This is a genomic window from Corynebacterium aurimucosum (assembly GCF_030408555.1).
Taxonomy (GTDB): domain Bacteria; phylum Actinomycetota; class Actinomycetes; order Mycobacteriales; family Mycobacteriaceae; genus Corynebacterium; species Corynebacterium aurimucosum.
Genome location: NZ_CP047048.1, coordinates 674513 through 693156 on the forward strand (window position 1 = coordinate 674513; position 18644 = coordinate 693156).

The following is an 18644-nucleotide window of genomic DNA, read 5'->3' on the forward strand; positions in this document are numbered from 1 at the left end:
GGTGAATGGGGTGGAGAGTTTTCTATGCATTGCCCCACTGACTGAGTGTTGTGGTTGTGTCTGTGCACAAGTGCTATCGGGCAGTGCGATGGAGTGCTAGCAAAGCTCGCGCGGCATCCTTTGGGCGAGTGATGTCAAGACCGGTGAGTTCGTTGACGTGGCGTAGGCGGTTGAGCACGGTATTGCGGTGGCAGTGCAGCGCTTCCGCGGAATCCTTGATGGACCCGCAGTCCAGGTAGGTGGTGATGGTCAGGTAGAGCGGCGCGTGGTGAAGCCGTAACTCGGCGATGACCTGCGTGAGCTCCGTCATGGCGCTGGCGGTGAAGTCTGCGAGGGCATCCCCGGCGACGGCCCAGAGTGCATCGGGCGCTTCGGTGAGTTGGTTCAGCGGCCCGGTGGCGTCGAAGATGTGTGGTGCCTGATGCGCAGCCGCGCGCGCTCCGGCTAGTCCGGTGGCGTTGCGAAAGAGCACCCCGGAAATATCTGCCAACTCTTTGGTCCTGCGTCCTGTGGAATGGCTGATGGGGCACTGTTCACTGGGCCAAAAGGCCACAAACATCCCGCGCACACCGTGGCCGAAGGCCTTGCCGGAGGAGATGGGTTCGTGGAGAAGCGCGCGCAACTCCACCGCCGCAGTGGGATGGGCCACCACGACATCGAAGTGGCAATCGGCATCCAGGTTGAGCGCGCGGGTGATTTCCGCAATGCCGAGCGTGCCCAGTGATTCGGCCGCAAAGAGCCTTTCCAAATGTCGGGCGTGGGCGCGGTGCACGTCGTGCTGCCCGCGCGCTTCTTCTAGGCGGTAGGCGTCGCGTACCACCAGGTTGTACATCGTCACAACGGAATGCAGCTGGGTCACGTGGTCGATGAGCACTTCCTGGTCCGCGCCGGCGGCCCGGCGTAAATGCTCCCAGAGGACCGTGAAGTCGAGCTGGATGGCGTCGATCAGCGTTGCTAATTCCACGCCCTGGTGTGCGCGCCGCCGACCCAGGCTCTGCGCGTGGGCGCGCAGCTCCTCCTCATCCATCGCGCCGACCAGCACATCGGAGATGCGAGCGAGGACCTCAAAAGCTGTAAGGCGCAGCTCGTCCTCGCTTACTAGTGAGTCGCCATAGCGCCCTGAGCGGCTAAAGGCGGTGAGGAAATCCTCCACCAGCCGGGGGATGGTGCCCTGGACCTCCGCAACGATATCGTGCCAGCGTTGTTCGTGCATGTGCACAACGCTACACGGTGGTCACTGGTGAATTGCCCTCAATGCGGAGAGATGTATCACTTCTACGTTTAACCTGTGGGGGCAGACACAGCACGCACCGCGTGCAGTTCGTCGGAGAAACAGGAGAACACAGGAGGACGCATGATCACGCGCATCGACAACGCCCACATCCTGACCCAAGACCCTGCGCGGCCAGTCACGGATGCGGTGGCCTTTGCCAACGGGCGCATCCTGGCAGTGGGGCAGGCCGCCCGTGACCTGCCAGCTGACCAGGTGTGCGATGTCGGCGGGCGCACGCTGAGCCCTGGTTTTAATGACGTGCATTCCCACACCGTGTGGTTCGGCCAAACGCTGCTGGAAGTCGACCTCTCCCAGGCCACAACGCCAGAGGATGTCTACTCTGCATTGCACGAGGCCGAGCCCAACCCCGACGGTTGGGTAGTGGCCGCAGGGTTTCGCCCCTCCGGGCTGGATGCGCCGGTGGAGATAGAGCGGCTTGACCGCGTGACCGGCGGGGCTCCGCTGCTCATCAAACACAACTCGGGTCATGCCTACACGGTGAACACCGCGGCCCTGCACGCGGCAGGCGTTGACCCCGCCAACCCGCCGGAGGTGGAAGGCGGCGAGTTCGTTTGCGATGCCGATGGCCACTGCACTGGGCTGCTCGACGAAAACGCTATGCGCGCTATCCAAGAGGTGACACTGCCGGAATCCGGCGAGGAGATTGCCCGCGCCCTGGAACTGGCCACGCGCCGCTACCTCGAACGTGGACTGACCTCTGTCACGGATGCCGGTGTGGCTGGCGGCTGGATTGGGCACAGCCCGCGCGAGATTGCGGCCTATCAGAACGCCACCCTGCATACCCGCATGCAGGTGATGGTGACCATGGATGTGCTCCACGAGATTTCCGGACACGCCTCCGACGGGACCGGCCGGGGACTGGATGGCGGGCTGCGCACCGGTTTCGGCGATGAGTGGCTGCAGATCGGGCCAGTGAAGATTTTCAGCGATGGCTCCCTGCTGGGAACCACTGCCGCGCTGAGTGAAAATTATGCTTGTTGCTCCCACCACGGCTACTTCCAGGGTGACCCAGAACAGATGCTCACCCGCGCGTTGCAAGCGGCGAATTCTGGCTGGTCACTGGCCATCCACGCCATTGGGGATGCAGCGGTAGATTTTGCGATAGAGACGCTGGAGGAGGCCGTCGACAAGCATGGCGTGCCCGCCATGCCGCACCGCATCGAACACGGCGGGGTGGTGCGCCCCGACCAGATTGAGCGCCTGCGCGGCAAGCCCATCGTGGTGGTGCCACAGCCGCTGTTCATTCAGGCCTTCGGTGACGCGATGGCGGATGCCCTCGGCCCAGAGCGCACCGCGTGGAGCTACCCGGGCAAGCGGCTTCTCGACGCCTCCCTCATCCTCCCCGGCAGCTCCGATCAACCCGTGGCACCAGGCGTGCCCCTGGAGGTCATGCAAGCCTTCGTGGAGCGGCGCACCGCCTCGGGCCGGGACTACGGGCCTAAGGATCGTCTGACCCCAGCCGAGGCGCTCTACGCCTATACCGCCGGTTCGGCCGCGGCGACGGGCTGGGCCGGGCGCAAGGGGCAGGTAATGCCTGGGCAGCTGGCGGATTTCGTGCTGCTTTCCCAGGACCCGCTGCAGACTGAAGATTTATCCACCATCGACGTGGCCGCCACCATCGTGGGCGGCGAGCTGCGCTACGGAAGCTTTTAAGGAGTAGACATGCGAGCAACCACCAACGAACAATTCCTGGCCGATTTCCAAGCCATGTCCGCCAACGGTGCCACTCCGGGCGGTGGCGTGGAGCGCCAAGCCGCCAGTGCCGGCGATAACCTCAACCGCGCCTGGTTCCACGAGGTCCTAGAGTCCCTCGGGGCGCGCGTCATCTATGACGAGATCGGGAACCAATACGGGCTCTTTGAGCTCGCCCCCGGCGCCGAGTACGTGGGCCTGGGCTCACACCTGGATTCGCAGCCCTTGGCAGGCCGTTTCGACGGTGCTTATGGCGTGCTGGCCGCAGCCCATGCTGCCGGGCGCGTGGCGCAGTCGGGCGCCAAGGCACGCTATAACCTGGCGGTCATCAACTGGTTCAACGAGGAGGGCTCGCGTTTTGCGCCGTCCATGATGGGCAGTTCCGTGTTCGTGGGGACGCTGGCGCTTGATCGCGCCCGCTCCGCCACCGACCTTGCCGGCGTCACTGTGGCGCAGGCCCAGGAGGAAGCCGGTTGGTCCCCGCGCGGTGAAGCCCCGAAGCTCGCGGCCTATGCGGAGATCCACGTCGAGCAAGGTAAGGAACTTGAAGCTGCCGGCAACACGATTGGCCTGGTTACCGCCACGTGGGGTGCGAAGAAATTCCAGGCGGTGGTCTCCGGTGAGCAGGGCCATACCGGTTCCACTCTGATGGCCGATAGGAAGGATGCGCTCTTCGGTGCCTCCCTCATCATTGCTTCAGTAGAGCGCCTCACCCACGAATTCGCCGAAGGCCAGCTGCAGGCTTCGGTCTCGCAGCTAACACTGGAGCCGAACTCGCCCGTGACCATCGCCCGCGAGGTGCGCTTCAACGTGGATGTGCGCTCACCCTCCACGGAGGTGCTGGAGAAAGCCCAAGCGCGCCTGCAGGAGATTATCGCCGAAGCAGAGGAGGAATCACGCACCTCGGTCGAGCTATCCCCAACGCACGAGTGGGCACTCAACCCCTACCCAGCAGCCGGCGTGGCGCTCGCCCAGGAGGTCGTGGAGGAGCTGGGCTACTCGCACCAGGAGATCTACACGGTGGCCGGCCATGACTCGACCAACCTCAAGGAGGTGGTGCCGACGGTCATGCTCTTCATCCCCTCCGTCGACGGCATCTCACACAACGAAAAGGAATTCACCACGGAGGAAGACTGCGTGGCTGGGCTGGACGTGCTGGCGCACGTGGCGCAGCGCCTCGTGGAAAACGGTTGCGGGGAGGATTAGGCCCCTAGCGCGGTCCTGCACTAGTCATGTTATGTCCATAGGGTTTTTGGACATGGAGTCCGGTGTCTTTTTGGACACGGAGTCCATGGAGGTCTTGGACACTTCTAGCGGTTTATGGTTGCGGCCTGCGTTTCGGCCGGGGTTTGGATAGTTTCGGGTTCATCCGCGGTGGTTGGCGGTGTTTCATTCCTTCAACGAGGTTGATGTTGATCTGACCACCTGGTGGTCTGTGGCTCAACGTGATCGGCAGTGGCACGCTGAAGAGGAATTCACCGTCATGGGCCGTGTAGAACTCCGCAACGTTTTCGGCTGTGACCGTGGAGTAGAGTCTGCGGTTTTTAAACCTCAGACCAATGTAGAGCCCGAAACCGCACACGCGTACAACGCCGTCTTTGCTTACGCAGAGCTGGTCTGGGATATCCCAATGGTTTGTTGAATTTGTCGTCGGCGCCGTTAGTGTGGGGGTATCGGTGGGAGGTATGCCTTGCAAAGCTGCCATGTCATCGATGCAGGCCTCGTGTGAAGTTGCCGCTTCCGCGGGGCCGTTTAGCATTTCGGATACAGCTTGTGGATTGTGCGCTTGGTTATAGGCGACTACGCGGGCCCAGACCTGCTCAGGATCGAGTGGATGTGTAGGTGATGGTGCCTTGGGGAAGGTATCGAAGGCCTGGCGTGGTGTGATGTGCATTTTGCCGACGAGCAGTGATTGGTGCCGTCGTCGTTCGTTGTAGACCTGGCGATATTCAGCCAGATATGTGTTGACCTCAGCAAGGCTGACTGGGTGGCGTGCATCGAGGAACTGGGTCAACGTGCGGTGAGAGCGTTCGTCTTTTCCCTGGGTTGTCGGGGCGAAACCAGCAATAGCAAGTACACCTTGGCTAGCGAGCCAAGTTTCAGTAGCAGAGAGAAAACCACGGTGATAGGTGGCGAACGCATCGCCATTGTCGGAAAGGATTTCTTGAGGTTTGCCGTAGGCGGCGAACGCTGCGGCCAGTACGGCGCGCGCATCAGTACCGTTTTCTGGCAGAGCGAACGCTGTGGTTCCGACATCGAATCTGCTGGCATCATCGATAATCTGGTAAATCGTGACATGTGTGTGGGCATGGTCAAAGAGGCGGTAGACCAGTCCATCGATTTGCCAGAGTTCACCGACGAGATCACGGGCGAAGCGCTTATAGGAACTGCGTGGCCGTTTGCGGGCATTGGCATCAACAAATCCCAGCTCATGAAGCCACGAGGCGATTGTAGAACGCGACGGCGTGGAATCTGGGCCCGAAGTGTCAAACAAGAAGTAGTAGATCGACCAAGGCCCATAATCCAAGCCTTGCTCCATCAACTCCTGCCTGGCGTGGACGACTGCGATTTTATCGGCCTCGTCAAATTTCTTAATCGGATTCTTCGGGGCAGTCGAATCAGGCACAATACCTGCGCGACCCTTCTGCGCTATCCGGCTTTTGATGTTGTGGTACGTCTGCCGCGAGATTCCTAATTCTTTGCAAAACTGTGTGACCGTCTTGCCGTCACGAACGGGATCGAAATCTGCGACCTTTCTACGCTTATGCAATGGAATAGCCATCCGGCTATTCCACCGCCGCAAACGTCCAAAAAGCCACTAGACATCCCGTCCAAAAACATCCTGGACTCCGTGTCCAAAAAGCCACTAGACATCACAGCACTAGTCCTGCACTAGTCATCCGCGCTAGTCCTCATCACTCCACGGCACATACCCGAAAGCCTTCAGCGCGGTCTCGAACCCACGCTTCATGGTGGTTAACTCTTCCTCGCTGAACTCATAGGTGCGCAGGCGCGCCGGGCCGGTGAGGGGGACGTGGAGCAGGAAGCGCCGGCCTTCCTCGGTGATGCTGCACAGGCGGCGGCGCAGGTCCTCTGGATCATCGTCGATGGCAATGAGCTCGTCACGCACCAAGCGCTTGACCGCCTGCCCGATGGTGGCGGGCTGCCAACCCAGCTCCTTGCGCAGTTGCAAGATGGGAATGGGGCTCTTCTTATCAATGAGCCGGAGGAGCGAAAGGTGCGAACCGGTGATGCCGTACTCGCGGCGTGCTTCGGTATCGAAGCGCGCGCGGGCGCGCTCGAAGCGGCGGTATTCCGCGATGGTCTCATCGATGAGGTCAAAATCCGTCACGTGATCAAGCCTAAGAGCTCGGGGTTGGTGGCCGCAAATGTTTATAGCGGCAACTCTATCCAAAGGTGGAGGGATCGATGGGGCGTTGTGAACGGGGGAGCTTTTCTACTACGAGGCGGTACGAGTCCGTCACGAGTTCGGCCAGAAGTTTCGGGGTCAGCTGGGGAGCTGGGTGCACCGACACCCAATGTCTCTTATTCATGTGGTAGCCGGGCGTGATGAAGGAGTGCTCGCTACGCAACGCTTCTGCATCCAGGGGATCGGCCTTGAGGATGGCCTGCTGGCGGCCAGTGACCGCAGTGAGAAGGAGGAAGACCTTGCCGCGCACCTTAAACACGTCCCAGTCTGGTCCAAAAGGATGCGTCAGCGTGGCGCCAGGGAGTTCCATGGCGTGGGCGGTGGCACTGGAGTGAAGGTCCAGGGCGCTGGAGCCGCTTGAGCAGGAGTTCATGTGAACCAGACTAGGTGAAAACAGGCTTAAGGGACATTTCGTGTGGATAAACCGATACGGATTCCTGGGGCAGCCTGGGATAATGCGGTGATCTTGATTTTGGATCGGTTCCAACGGCCCGATCTGTGAAATCAACACTGGATAGTCCTAGGTCTGTGATAGGAGGACTGCTGCTGGTGCGGTAAGGCCAATTCCTATGGCTAATAGGAATCGGCCGTCGTGTGACGTGTGCGGCCATGGACTGGTTAAGAACGGCAAGACCGCGGCAGGAACCCAACGCTGGCTATGTCCTAAATGCAACGTTTCATCGATTAATACCCGCGCACACGCCAGCGAGATTCGGCATTTCAAAATCTTTATTGACTGGATTCTCTCCGGCGAATCTGCAGACCATTTAGCCAAGCGCCTTGGGGTAACAAGGCGGACTTTGACCCGGTGGTTTAAGCTGCTGTGGTTTATCACCGTGCCCACTTCTTCTGACCCCTATCGTGTTTACGATCAGGTCTTTATCGACGGCACCTACTTTCACAAGAAATGCCTGTTGGTAGCCTGCACCAATACACACGTCATCGCCTGGCATTGGTGCCTGCGTGAAAGCTCATACGAGTACCTGAAACTGCTCGACAAAATCGCGCAACCACTCATCGTCACCACCGACGGGGCAGGCGGAGCGCTCAAGGCACTGCGCACTAAATGGCCCGACGTTGCCATTCAGCGCTGCCTAGTTCACGTCCAGCGCAACACTTTTGCTGATATCAGCCGCAACCCGATTCACCCAGCGCATAAAGCAATCCGGAAACTGGGCTACATGCTTGTCCAAGTACGCAACCGTGAAGATGCTGCGCGGTTTACAGCTGCAGTCCACCACACCCGCATTACCTTTGCTGATTGGCTTAAAGAGCGAACCTACCGCAGTGCTATACCGGCAGGCCAAGTACCGAAATGGGTCAGCCCCAACCAGAAATGGTGGTACACCCACCGCAACGCCCGCAGGGCTCTAAAACGGCTAGAAAAGCTCATCCACGCCGGACAATTATTTACCTTCCTTGACCCGCCTGAAGGTGTCACGCAAGACTTAAAAGCCACCACGAACCTGCTGGAAGGCGGCATCAACAAACAACTCAAAGACTTAGCCGGAAACCATCGTGGCATGTTCGATGAGCATCAGCGCATCACCATGGACTGGTGGCTCTACACCCACACCGAAGACCCTGTAGCGCCACTGGAGTTAGCCAAGCAACAAGACTTCGGACGCCAAGGAGAAAAAGCAGCACGCGCAGCCTGGGCAAGAGAAGAACTCACACGACGCGGCCACCCAGACGGGCGACCAGCCACATACGACATCCACATCGACAGCGAATGGAACCCCAGCTTAGGCATAAGAAAAGGCTGGGCCGGACGCTCCTAAATCCACACGAAATGTCCCTTAGTGCGACACGCCGCAAATCCACACGAAATGTCCCTTAAGCCTGAAAACACCGTTGGGCCCCGTCCTCCGATTCCTCGGGGAGGGGCCCAACGGCGTCTCTATCAAGTCCCTCCAACTATCAGCCATTGGCCGCCCTCTGGAGGGTGAGGGGTTCTCTCTCGCATGCGCTCTCTCAAACGCACAAGACAAAGTATGGCGGGCGACGCTGGAATCACCTTGTGCTCTCCCTGGCAGTTTTCTGCTAGTCAAAACTGGCCCTAATCAAAGCGTGCGGGACGCTTCTCCAGAAAAGCCATGACGCCTTCCTTGTGCCCGTCCGAATCCATCTGCGCGTACTGCGTGGGCTCCTCCCACGCGAGCTGCTCATCGAGCTGCCCTAGGGCTGTGCGGTTGATGGCCTCCTTGGCCTTGGCCAGGGCATCGCGCGGCGCGATGTGCAGGCGCTGCGCTAGCTGCAGCGCGGCCTCGAGGGCGTGGCCCTGGTGCGCGCGTTGGGCGACGATCCCAGCTGCCTCCGCTTCGGCGACACCGAGCTTGTCCTGGAGAAGTGCCAGTGCAAGTGCGCGGTGACGCCCGACGGAGGCGAGCGCGGTGAGGCTTACGCCGCCGTCGGGGATGAGGCCAATCTTGCCGAAAGGCAGCGTGAAATAGGATTCTTCACCAGCGACGATGAGATCACAGGCGAAGGCTAGCGAGGCACCTGCGCCAGCGGCCGCGCCTTCGACGGCGGCGAGGACGGGAATCTCGGCGGCCTGGATTTCGGTGACAAGCGCATTGAGCTGCGGCAGCATGGTGGACTCGGCAGGGTTAGGAGCTTTTCCCGCGGCCTGCGCGGCGGCTGCTGAGTGTGCGGCGGCGACCAGATCCGCGCCGGCGCAAAAGGCCGTCTCATCACCGGTGATGATGAGGGCGCGGACGGAGGGGTCTTGGGAGGCGGTGGCAAGCGCTGCAGAGAGTGCGAGACAATGCTCCTTGGCAATGGCATTGCGCCGCGCGGAGTTGTTGATCTGGGCTATGAGCGCTGAGCCTTCGCGGTGGGTGAGGATGGCGTCGGTCATGGATTAGTCCTTAACAAGCTCGGTGAGGGAGGAAATGATGCGTGCGGCATCGGCGGAAATGCGAGAGACGATGTCAGAACACGGAGCGACATCGTGGATAAGTCCCTGCGAGGTACCGCAGGTCCACACGCCGGCATCCAAATCACCAGTCTCGTAGACGGCACGGCCGCGCTTACCGGCGACGAGGTGGCGGATATCCTCGAAATCAGCGCCTTGGGCGAGGCGCTCGGCCACCTCATCGCTCACGGCATTCTTGGCCACGCGTGTGGAATTGCGCAATTCGCGGAGGATGAGCTGGGTATCCAGCTCGCTGCGCTCCACGATGGCCTGCTTGACGTTCTCATGCACTGGGGCTTCCGTGGAGGCCACGAAGCGGGTTCCCATGTTGATGCCCTCGGCGCCTAATGCCAGTGCGGCGGCTAGCCCGCGGCCGTCCGCGAAGCCACCCGAGGCCACGATGGGAATGTCCAGTTGGTCGGCGGCGGCGGGGATGAGGACGAGGCCCGGGATATCATCCTCGCCAGGGTGCCCGGCACATTCGAAGCCGTCGATGCTGACGATGTCCACGCCGACTTTCTGGGCGCTGAGCGCGTGCCGCACGGAGGTGCATTTGTGGATGACAGTGATGCCAGCATCCTTGAAAGCCGGCATGTGGTCCTTGGGGTTGTTACCGGCGGTTTCTGCGATCTTCACGCCTTCCTCAATGATGACGTCGCGGTACTCCGCATAGGGCGGTGGGGTGATTGCCGGCAGCATGGTGAGGTTGACACCGAAGGGCTTGTCCGTGAGCTCGTGGGTCCGGCGAATCTCGTGGCGCAGATCCTCCGGGGTGGGCTGGGTGAGCGCGGTGACGACGCCGAGGCCACCGGCGTTAGATACGGCTGCGGCGAGTTCGGCACGGCCGACCCACTGCATGCCGCCTTGGATGATGGGATGCTCGATGCCGAGCATCTCGGTAACACGGGTGGAAATCATGAGGATTGTGCTCCTTCGTGGTGAGGAAAGCGTGGGGGAGTGATGACTGAGTTCCTGAACTAAACGGCGGTGAATGGCTATTCGGAAAAATGGGAACGTAGTCGCTCGATAAGGTCATCGGATAGGGCGATGGGGCGGCGCGCGGAGACGTCGATAAGCACCAGCGTCGCCGTGGCAAACACGCACGGGGTGCCATCCTGAATGAGTTCGTGGGCGACTTGATAGGAGGTGTTTCCGATGCGGGAGATCCACACGCGAGCCTCGATGGAATCGGTGTAGGTGAGCTCGGCGTCATACTGGACTTCGAGGGATCGCACCACGTGAGCATAGGAATCGGTGGCGACAGGGCCGGTGAGAGTGGCGGCTGCACGGACACGCGCCTCCTCCAGGAGGGTGACCACTGTGGCGTTGTTGACGTGGGCGTTGGCGTCTTGGTCGGACCACCGCAAGGCGAGGGTTATGGGGATGGCGTTGGTGGGCGCGCGCATTGTTCCTCCTGGGGCGAGCGGGTAGAGTGATGTACATTACTATACATACGAATTGTGGTTCGTTGCTCGAATCGTGAGGAGAATGCCATGACGGATCTTCTGGGAATCGATGCTCTGCTGAGCGAAAAAGAAAAAGCTACCCGCGACCGCGTTGCCGCACTGGTGGATGAACACATCCGGCCGCATGTGGGGCAGTGGTACGAGGAAGCGATGCTGCCGGAGTCGATCTTCCCGGTGCTCGCGGAGGCTGGTCTGTTCGGAATGCACCTGGAAGGCTATGGCTGCGCCGGGCGCTCCGCGGTTGAATACGGACTAGCCATGCAGGAGCTGGAAGCAGGGGACTCCGGTATCCGCACGGTGGTATCGGTGCAAGGATCGCTGGCAATGTCGGCGATTTATAAGCACGGCTCGGAGGAGCAAAAGCAACACTGGCTTCCCAAGATGGCCGCCGGTGAGGTCATTGGTTGCTTCGGCCTGACGGAGCCGACCGCCGGCTCGGACCCGGCGGGCATGGCGACGGTGGCGCGCTACCGCTCCGGCGAATGGGTACTGGATGGTGCGAAGCGCTGGATTGGTTTAGCAAGCGTGGCTGGCGTGGCCATTATCTGGGCCAAGGTTTCTGAGGAGGATGCTTCCGCCGCCGGGGTGGAAGCGGGCGTGCGCGGGTTCATCGTGCCGACGTCTACGCCCGGCTTTAACGCCACCCCAATTACCCGCAAGCTGTCGATGCGCGCTTCTATCCAGTGCGATATTGAACTGGAAGGAGTTACCCTGCCTGCTGATGCACTGCTGCCCAAGCATCCAGGGCTCAAGGGTCCGTTCATGTGTCTCAACGAGGCACGCTTCGGTATCAGCTTCGGTGCCTTGGGTGCTGCTCGCGATTCCTTGGAGGTGGCGCTGCGGTATGCCAAGGAGCGCAAGCAGTTTGATCGCTCGCTGGCATCCTTCCAGCTCACCCAGCAGAAGCTGGTGGACATGGCGGTGGAGCTGAACAAGGGGCAGTTGCTGGCACTGAACCTGGGCCGCGCCAAGGATGCGGGCACGCTGGAGCCCTACCAGATTTCGGTGGGCAAGCTGGCTAACTGTCGCACCGCCATCGACATTTGCCGCCAAGCCCGCACCATCCTGGGCGGCAACGGTATCACCGCGGACTACTCGCCGCTGCGCCACGCCGCCAACCTAGAATCAGTGCGCACCTACGAGGGCACCGATGAGATCCACACGTTGATTCTGGGGCGCGTGCTGACGGGGGAGCAGGCGTTTAGTTAGCTTCTGGTGTCCTTCGGCTTCGGGGCGTTCGGATCGATCGGGCGGCCTTCAGCATCCAGATCATTGAGCTCGGCCAGCTCGGTGAAGTCCGCCTGGGCATCGGCGAAGCCCTCCTTCGGATCGATTTCATCGAAGTTGCGGATGGTGCCGTCGCGCTCGTCCTTGAACATGTCCTTGCCGTAGACGACGAGCACCATGATGATGCCGGCAGCGAAGCCCCAGGCGGCTCCCTGGGTAGCGAGAACGCCGGCGGTGACACCTGCGATGCCAAGATCCTTTTGGTTCTTGGATTCCATGATGCCCACGCGCACGGACACGAAGCCCTGGATGATGAGAGTCAGCGCCAGACCCACCGGCAGGATGGGCTCAACGAAGGAGGTGATCGGCAGCAGCAGAAGACCCACGTTGGTGCCCCAACGGAAGGAGCCCGCACCGCCGAAGATGGTGCGCATGGCGCGCTTGCCCTGCTTGTAGCGCTCGACGATGACCACGTGCATTGCCGCCCACAGCGGGCCACACATGGCGACGTCCGGTCCGATAATGGACATCAGCATGTTGCGGCCACCAAAAAGCAGGTGTGCGCGCGACGGGCTGTAGACCACGGCCTCGTCCGTGCGGACGTGGTCGGCTTCCTTGAGCACTGCGTTGGCCTGCAGGACGTCACCGAAGACGACGATGTAGGCAGCCAGCACCGTGGGGATGGCGGTAAGGAACATGTGCGCCGGCGGCAAACCAACGCCGAAGACGGTGTACTCAGACCACAGAGTGATGAAGTCCGGCTTGGAGAAACCCCACTCCACGTCCGGCCAGGGGGCCTCGCCCGCCAGCGGCGCGACAAAGACCGCGACGAAGATAGCAGGCAGGATGCCTAGCGAAGCCAGGAAGCGCCAGCCGGCGGCTTTCTGTCGCAGGGCTTGGAAGCCACGGGAGTACATGAGGAAGAAGGCCACGGCCACCGCGATGGTGATGGTAATGGGGAAGGAGTGGAAACGTCCGCCTTCCTGGAACACCGAGATGATGGCAGCGATACCAGCGCCAAGGACGATGCCGGAGCGCAAGCCAGAGGGGATGAGGCGGACGACCTTCGATGCCCATCCCGTTATGCCTAGCGTTAAGGAGAATATGCCCAGCATGAGCTGGAAGCTGATCAGCGCCCAGATGCGCTGCTCACCCTCCGGGAAGGTCTGGATGTAGACCGTCAACAGTGGAATGGCCGGGGTAATCCAGCCGGGGACAACTGGGTCGCCCAGGATGTGGTGGGTGAGGTAGAGAAGGCCATTGAGCATGACGACGGCCAGCGCCGCTTCGTAGGGCATGCCGAGGGCCTCAGTCATCAGGGGGATAGCGCCCAGGTCGACCACGCACATAAACAGGCCTTGGGCGAAGTCCGGCCATTCCATGCGGTAGTGCACGAAGGGGAGGCGGACATCGAAAGGCCCCATCTTCCAGTGGGGCGAAGCTTGACCGATGCCCTGGTCTTCAGGTTCGGTGGCTTCGGTGGTTTCGGCCATGACGGCCTCCTTTCAAAGAAAAGGGACCAAGCCCAGCGGGCGTGAAGCGCGCAGGGCTTGGTGAGGAAAGGTGAGAGATTTGTTGAGGTTTAGCCGAGCTCTGTTTAGTCGAACTCGATGATCTGGCGCAGGGCTGCACCGTCGGAGAGGCGGTCCATGGCGGTGTTGATGTCCTCGAGCTTGATGTGATCAGAGATGAGGGCCTCTGCGTTGAGCTTGCCCTCACGCCATAGCTGTTCGTACTTCGGGATATCCTTCGACGGAACGGAGGAACCCAGGTAGCAGCCGTGCACGCGGCGTGCTTCACCGGTCATTACGAGCGGGTCGATGGTGATGGTGGAGCCCGGTGCCGGCAGGCCAACGGTGACGGTCAGGCCGCCCGGTGCGGTGACCTTGTAAGCGGTCTCCAGTGCCTTCGGGTGGCCGGCAGCCTCCACGACGGCGGTGAACTTCTTGCCGGACTCTTCGGCTTCCTGTGGGGTCATGGCGGAGGTGGCGCCGATTTCGAGGGCCTTCTCGCACTTGTCCTTCTGCATGTCGATGCCCACGATCTCCTTCACGCCGAGTGCAGCGGCGGTAATGATCGCGGCCATGCCCACTCCACCGAGGCCAACGACAGCGATGCTGTCCTCCGGCTTCGGATCAATCTCGTTGAGGACGGCGCCGCCACCGGTGAGGATGGCGCAGCCGAGGATAGCGGCGATGTCCGCCGGGACATCGGAGCCCACCGGTACGACGGAGAGCTCGGAGACCACGGCGTGGGTGGCGAAGCCGGAGACACCGAGGTGGTGCTGAACCGTCTCACCGTTGCGGGTGAGGTGGCGGGTGCCGCGGATGAGGGTGCCCTCGTTGTTGGTCTTGGAGCCAACCTCACACGGCATCTTGCCGTCGGTCTTGCAGCCGGCACACTCGCCGCAGCGCGGGAGGAAGGTCATGACCACGTGGTCGCCAACCTTGACGTTGGTAACACCCGGGCCGATTTCCTCGACGATGCCGGCGGACTCGTGGCCTAGCAGCATCGGCAGCGGACGGGGGCGGTTGTTGTTGACCACGGAGAGGTCGGAGTGGCAGAGGCCGGCGGCGGTGATCTTGACCAGAATCTCGCCCTCGCCGGGAGCGGAGAGCTCGAGCTCGCTCACGGTGATGGGCTGAGAGTCGGCGTAGGGGCGCTCATCGCCGGAGCGCTCCAGAACGGCGCCGCGAATGGTAATCGTGTCAGACATTGATACCTCCAGACATCGGATGGGGTTAATGCATCGCAATGTACGCCACGTCACGTGGGGGAGGGTGAGAACGGTATGGGAAAAACTACACCCAATATATGTGCGGATGGAGAATTTTCTACCCGCTGAGCGCGTGAGCACGCAGCGCTACGAAAACATCGAGCCCGCGCTGGCCCACGGCCCACTCATCTCCCATGAGCTCAGCGATCCGGTCGAGTCGCTGGCGCACCGTATTGGGGTGGATAAACATGGCGCGAGCTGTTTGCGGGATGCTGTGGCCGGAGAGCAAGTAGTGGTGCGCGGTGTCGGTCAGCTCCGTGGAATGCTCTGCGTCATAACGCACCAACGGGCCGATCGTGCGCGTGGACAGCGCGCTCAACGCCTGCGGGTCCGCGCCCAAGATGAGGCCGACGGTGCCCAAGGTATCTTCGGTGACTAAGCGGCCTTGTACGCCGAGTGCTAAAGCTGACTCCAAGTAGGCCATAGCGGAATCGTGGGCGCTGCGTGCCGAATCCAGCCCGTCGAAGCCGATGGCAGAAACCGTCAAGTCAGAAAACTCAGACAGCAGCGGGGCCAGTGCCTTATCAATTGCTCGATCCGGCTGGTACAGCACGCATACGTGCTGGTCGTGGTGTGTGATAGCGGCATTTCCCGGCAGAAGGTGCTCTAGTTGCGGGCGAGTTGGCAAACTCTTTGCCGAGTGTAAGCCGACGAAATAGAGCTGTACCGAAGAATTCAGGCTGATTCCCGTTAGGTGGCGCAGACGAGCGATCTCCTCGCGCCCAGCATTACCCAGAGCCACGGCGTAGACGAGGTCATCGACTTTGCGCGCGGTGGCGTCGACAAGCGCTTCGGCAAAAAGAGCAATCGCAGTAAAGGCAGCGGAGGCATGGCTGATGACGCGCAGTTCGGCATCGCTGAGCTCTTTGTCCACGCCAATCGTGCCTAAGGCCCGCCCGTTGAACTCCACGGGGAAGGTACTGGTTGGGGGAGTGTTCGGGGCACCTTCCGTGGTCCACAGCATCACCGGTGCATCGAGGCTTTCAGCCAACACGCGTTCGAGTTCCTCAAAACTCGCGTTATTCATCAGCACGTGGAGCAGCTGCGTGTTGACGTCATTGAGCCACTGCAGTTCTTCGACATGGCGGCTGAGCGCAATCTGGGAGCGGGTCAACTCGGCCACGGATTCGCCTTGGCTCTCGATGACTTGCGCATTCTCCAGCGCCACGGAGGTAATAGAGCCAAGCACCTCGAGGGCCGCGATTTCTTCGTGCGTGTAGTGGCGGGGGTGGCGGTCGCCCACGAGCAGCGCGCCGATGGTGCGCCCGGCGATGCGGATCGGGGCGCCGAGGATTCCGCGGATTCCTTCGGCTTCTACCGCGCGGTCCACGTAATCCACGTGCGTAACGTTGGGATCTGCGGAATGGTCATAGGTCCACGCTGGGCGGTTGGTGGCGGCCACGATGCCGAGGACTCCGGAGCCCATCGGCATGTTGATGGTGCGGAATTCCTCCGTGACGACACCACTGGTGACCAGCACCTTGGTAAAGCCGGTGTCCTCATCGTTGAGGCTGAGATAGCCCACGTCGGTGCCGATGGTGGAGCGCGCGTGGCGCACGATGGCCTGGAAGATATCAGTCGATTCGCGGCCGGAGTTGAGCATGTGGGAGACGTCGAGCAGTTTGGTCGACATCACCCGCCATGTGTGGTTGGCGCGCATGGTCTCTTCGATGGCCCGAAGCGCGCCAAGCTCCTCGGCCGCCAGTTGCTCGCGCAGCTCGTCGGGGACACGGGTGCCGCTGGCGAGATGGGAGAGTACGGGGCCGAGGAGAGACATGCTCCCTAGTTTAGGGGGCTGGTCGGGGCGCCACCTACTTCCAGTGGGAAGAGGAACGCTTGGTCATCTGCTCGCGGTACTGCTGAGTGGTGGTGGGCAGGAGCTCACCGGTGGCCCAGTCCAGGATGACGCCGTAGTGGCGGACCAGGTCGAGCTGGTCCAGCTCGCCCGCGTTGTAGCGCTCTGCCACGGATTCCGGGTCCTCCGCCAGCTTGTCCAGGCGGGAGGAGCGAAGTTCCTCACGTAGCTTCGTGGTTTCCTCCTCATCGAGCTCGTACTCATCGATCTCGGGGTCGATGGCGTGGATGACAACGCCGTAGTCTTTGGCAGCACGGCCCACGGACACGTAACCGTCGATGACGTCCTCCAACACGGCCTGCGGGTCACGCTCCAGGGCATCGCCGAATCCGCCACCACCGGCAGAGGGGCGTTCGAAGGTATCGCCCGGGCCGACTGGCACGTTGGAGAAGAGCGCGCCGAGGTACTTCTCATCCGGGGTGCCGCGGTTGAGCCACACGCCCTGCGGGATAGACGGCAGACCACCCTCGATACCCCAGGTGACTGAACGGGAGCGGTCACAGCAGTAGCTCATCACGGTCTGGTTCGCGTCCGTGAGCACGCCGCCCTTGGATACGCCGACGCCGCCGCGGAACTTGCCGGGGCCGGCCGAGTCGGTGACCAGCGCGTGGTGGCTGGTGATCACAGGGGAGAGGCGCTCCTGGCCTTCCACCGGCTGGACCGCCAGGCCCGGACCGAAGACCGGTGCGGTAGCAGAAGAACCATCGCGGTCGACACGGCCACCCCAGCCGCCGGCCATCCAGTCGTACCACATGAAGAACTCACCTTTATCCTGTGGTTTCTTCGCATCACGCGTATCCCAGCCGCCGATGAGCAGGTACTCCAGGTTGAAGGCGCAAGCCATGGCGCGCTCCTGCATGAGCTGGGACCACAGCTCGAAGACGGCGTTCATGATCTTCTCGAAGGGGCCGGAACAGAAGCCGGTCACCGCGTGCGGCATTCCGGCGTTGACCACGGTTCCCTCTGGGCCGAGGTCGATGTCCATGGCGCGGTAAAGACCGGAGTTCAGTGGAACGTCGGGGAAGAAGGTCTTCGTACCGGCGACGATTCCAGAGAACGCGGAGCCATAGCCGGCGTTGAGGAAGCTGGCGACCGCCGGTGCGGAACCATCTAGTGAGTAAGAGAGGCGCCCGCCCTTGATGCGCATTGTCACCTTGATGGGAACCAGGCCTTCTTCCTTAGCGGGGTCGAGGTCGATGTAGTCGGTGGTGGACCACTCGCCGTCCTCCAAGTCGGCGACGCGGGCGCTGACGATGTCTTCCACGTAGTCCTGGACCTCACGCAGCGCGGTCCGCACGATGTCGACCGAGTACTTGTCCACGAGACGGTGGATTTCGCGCTCACAGACTGCGGTGGCTTCGGCCTGGGCCTTGAGGTCACCCATGACGATCTCTGAGCTACGGGTGTTGCCTGCTAGGAGCTTGGCCACGTCCTTGAGGAACACGCCCTTGGACCACACACGCACCGGAGTGATGCGCAGGCCCTCGGTGTAGTAGTTGGTGGCGGACACATCGAAGGAGCCCGGGACGGAGCCGCCGGCATCAGCCCAGTGGCCCTTGTTCTGCGCGAAGGCCAGCAGGGTGCCCTCGTAGAAGATGGGGCGCAGGAAGGACACGTCATTCATGTGCGTGCCGCCCTGGTAGGGGTCATTGATGGCGAAAACATCGCCTTCGTGGATGTCATCGCCGAATTCCTCGAGCACGGCCTGGCACTGGAAGTGCAGCGTGCCGACGTGGACGGCGATGTCCTGGTCACCCTGCATGACGGTGTTGCCTTCGGCGTCGCAGAGCGCGGAGGAGAAGTCGCGCGAATAAATAACGAAGGAATAGCAGGTGCGAAGAATCTGCTCGGACATGAGGTTGACCGAGGTGGCAAAGGCGTTCTTGAGTACCTCGAAGGTAACCGGGTCGAGCGTACGGCGGCTGGAAGAAGACGGCGACGGCTTCTGTGGCTGTGTCTGAGTAGTAGTCATGTCGATTCCTTTCAA

15 protein-coding genes are annotated in these 18644 nt (G+C 61.6%); 4 read left to right on the forward strand and 11 right to left on the reverse strand.

From position 1 onward, the window contains the following. Positions 1-73 precede the first annotated feature (73 nt). Entirely contained in the window at positions 74-1213 is a 1140-nt protein-coding gene (locus tag CAURIM_RS03215; RefSeq protein ID WP_201828616.1) for a helix-turn-helix domain-containing protein, read from the reverse strand. Positions 1214-1354: 141 nt separating this feature from the next. Here CAURIM_RS03215 and CAURIM_RS03220 point away from each other — a divergent pair, with 141 nt between their 5' ends. Together CAURIM_RS03220 and CAURIM_RS03225 are read left to right on the forward strand one after the other, a co-directional pair. Then, positions 1355-2947 carry an amidohydrolase gene (locus CAURIM_RS03220; protein ID WP_201828615.1) on the forward strand — a complete coding sequence of 531 codons (1593 nt, stop codon included), beginning with the start codon at positions 1355-1357 and terminating at the stop codon, positions 2945-2947. Between the two features lie 9 nt (positions 2948-2956). Then, the gene (locus tag CAURIM_RS03225; protein WP_201828614.1) at positions 2957-4192 is read left to right on the forward strand and encodes a M20 family metallo-hydrolase; all 1236 of its coding nucleotides are present in this window, start codon (positions 2957-2959) and stop codon (positions 4190-4192) included. Positions 4193-4304: 112 nt separating this feature from the next. Here CAURIM_RS03225 and CAURIM_RS03230 read toward each other — a convergent pair whose 3' ends face one another. From CAURIM_RS03230 to CAURIM_RS03240, 3 genes are all read right to left on the reverse strand, one after another. Then, a complete protein-coding gene (locus CAURIM_RS03230) occupies positions 4305-5768 on the reverse strand; it encodes an integrase core domain-containing protein (RefSeq protein ID WP_201827648.1) in 1464 nt (487 codons plus the stop codon). 123 nt (positions 5769-5891) lie between these two features. Next, a complete protein-coding gene (locus CAURIM_RS03235) occupies positions 5892-6338 on the reverse strand; it encodes a MarR family winged helix-turn-helix transcriptional regulator (protein WP_070644274.1) in 447 nt (148 codons plus the stop codon). Positions 6339-6393: 55 nt separating this feature from the next. Continuing rightward, positions 6394-6789 (reverse strand): MmcQ/YjbR family DNA-binding protein, encoded by a 396-nt coding sequence (locus CAURIM_RS03240; RefSeq protein WP_236659315.1) that lies wholly within the window; start codon positions 6787-6789, stop codon positions 6394-6396. 196 nt (positions 6790-6985) lie between these two features. Between CAURIM_RS03240 and CAURIM_RS03245 the strand changes: the two genes are divergently transcribed. Beyond that, positions 6986-8197: an IS1249 family transposase gene (locus tag CAURIM_RS03245; protein WP_201828073.1), complete on the forward strand. Its 1212-nt coding sequence runs from the start codon at positions 6986-6988 to the stop codon at positions 8195-8197. A 278-nt stretch (positions 8198-8475) separates the two neighbouring features. On the opposite strand, the gene CAURIM_RS03250 is transcribed toward CAURIM_RS03245, so the two are convergent. The 3 genes from CAURIM_RS03250 to CAURIM_RS03260 form a co-directional block, all read right to left on the reverse strand. After that, positions 8476-9276, reverse strand: coding sequence for an enoyl-CoA hydratase-related protein (locus CAURIM_RS03250; protein WP_070644272.1), 801 nt, complete (start codon positions 9274-9276; stop codon positions 8476-8478). Between the two features lie 3 nt (positions 9277-9279). Continuing rightward, entirely contained in the window at positions 9280-10251 is a 972-nt protein-coding gene (locus tag CAURIM_RS03255; RefSeq protein ID WP_201828613.1) for an NAD(P)H-dependent flavin oxidoreductase, read from the reverse strand. A 77-nt stretch (positions 10252-10328) separates the two neighbouring features. Beyond that, positions 10329-10739 (reverse strand): acyl-CoA thioesterase, encoded by a 411-nt coding sequence (locus CAURIM_RS03260; protein WP_201828612.1) that lies wholly within the window; start codon positions 10737-10739, stop codon positions 10329-10331. Between the two features lie 87 nt (positions 10740-10826). Between CAURIM_RS03260 and CAURIM_RS03265 the strand changes: the two genes are divergently transcribed. Continuing rightward, positions 10827-12008: an acyl-CoA dehydrogenase family protein gene (locus CAURIM_RS03265; protein ID WP_201828611.1), complete on the forward strand. Its 1182-nt coding sequence runs from the start codon at positions 10827-10829 to the stop codon at positions 12006-12008. Here CAURIM_RS03265 and CAURIM_RS03270 read toward each other — a convergent pair. The 4 genes from CAURIM_RS03270 to CAURIM_RS03285 form a co-directional block, all read right to left on the reverse strand. Further along, positions 12005-13519, reverse strand: coding sequence for a permease family protein (locus CAURIM_RS03270; protein ID WP_201828610.1), 1515 nt, complete (start codon positions 13517-13519; stop codon positions 12005-12007). The genes CAURIM_RS03265 and CAURIM_RS03270 overlap by 4 nt on opposite strands. A 104-nt stretch (positions 13520-13623) precedes the next feature. After that, positions 13624-14742: an alcohol dehydrogenase catalytic domain-containing protein gene (locus tag CAURIM_RS03275; protein WP_070446252.1), complete on the reverse strand. Its 1119-nt coding sequence runs from the start codon at positions 14740-14742 to the stop codon at positions 13624-13626. Positions 14743-14860: 118 nt separating this feature from the next. Next, the gene (locus tag CAURIM_RS03280; RefSeq protein WP_201828609.1) at positions 14861-16579 is read right to left on the reverse strand and encodes a helix-turn-helix domain-containing protein; all 1719 of its coding nucleotides are present in this window, start codon (positions 16577-16579) and stop codon (positions 14861-14863) included. A gap of 34 nt (positions 16580-16613) precedes the next feature. Continuing rightward, positions 16614-18629 (reverse strand): hydantoinase B/oxoprolinase family protein, encoded by a 2016-nt coding sequence (locus CAURIM_RS03285; protein ID WP_201828608.1) that lies wholly within the window; start codon positions 18627-18629, stop codon positions 16614-16616. Positions 18630-18644 lie beyond the last annotated feature (15 nt).

What these genes read in the sequence shown, in the direction of transcription:
- CAURIM_RS03215 (WP_201828616.1), bottom strand. Translation starts at nt 1,213, where the DNA reads ATGCACGAACAACGCTGGCACGATATCGTTGCGGAGGTCCAGGGCACC.
- CAURIM_RS03220 (WP_201828615.1), top strand. Translation starts at nt 1,355, where the DNA reads ATGATCACGCGCATCGACAACGCCCACATCCTGACCCAAGACCCTGCG.
- CAURIM_RS03225 (WP_201828614.1), top strand. Translation starts at nt 2,957, where the DNA reads ATGCGAGCAACCACCAACGAACAATTCCTGGCCGATTTCCAAGCCATG.
- CAURIM_RS03230 (WP_201827648.1), bottom strand. Translation starts at nt 5,768, where the DNA reads ATGGCTATTCCATTGCATAAGCGTAGAAAGGTCGCAGATTTCGATCCC.
- CAURIM_RS03240 (WP_236659315.1), bottom strand. Translation starts at nt 6,789, where the DNA reads ATGAACTCCTGCTCAAGCGGCTCCAGCGCCCTGGACCTTCACTCCAGT.
- CAURIM_RS03245 (WP_201828073.1), top strand. Translation starts at nt 6,986, where the DNA reads ATGGCTAATAGGAATCGGCCGTCGTGTGACGTGTGCGGCCATGGACTG.
- CAURIM_RS03250 (WP_070644272.1), bottom strand. Translation starts at nt 9,276, where the DNA reads ATGACCGACGCCATCCTCACCCACCGCGAAGGCTCAGCGCTCATAGCC.
- CAURIM_RS03255 (WP_201828613.1), bottom strand. Translation starts at nt 10,251, where the DNA reads ATGATTTCCACCCGTGTTACCGAGATGCTCGGCATCGAGCATCCCATC.
- CAURIM_RS03260 (WP_201828612.1), bottom strand. Translation starts at nt 10,739, where the DNA reads ATGCGCGCGCCCACCAACGCCATCCCCATAACCCTCGCCTTGCGGTGG.
- CAURIM_RS03265 (WP_201828611.1), top strand. Translation starts at nt 10,827, where the DNA reads ATGACGGATCTTCTGGGAATCGATGCTCTGCTGAGCGAAAAAGAAAAA.
- CAURIM_RS03270 (WP_201828610.1), bottom strand. Translation starts at nt 13,519, where the DNA reads ATGGCCGAAACCACCGAAGCCACCGAACCTGAAGACCAGGGCATCGGT.
- CAURIM_RS03275 (WP_070446252.1), bottom strand. Translation starts at nt 14,742, where the DNA reads ATGTCTGACACGATTACCATTCGCGGCGCCGTTCTGGAGCGCTCCGGC.
- CAURIM_RS03280 (WP_201828609.1), bottom strand. Translation starts at nt 16,579, where the DNA reads ATGTCTCTCCTCGGCCCCGTACTCTCCCATCTCGCCAGCGGCACCCGT.
- CAURIM_RS03285 (WP_201828608.1), bottom strand. Translation starts at nt 18,629, where the DNA reads ATGACTACTACTCAGACACAGCCACAGAAGCCGTCGCCGTCTTCTTCC.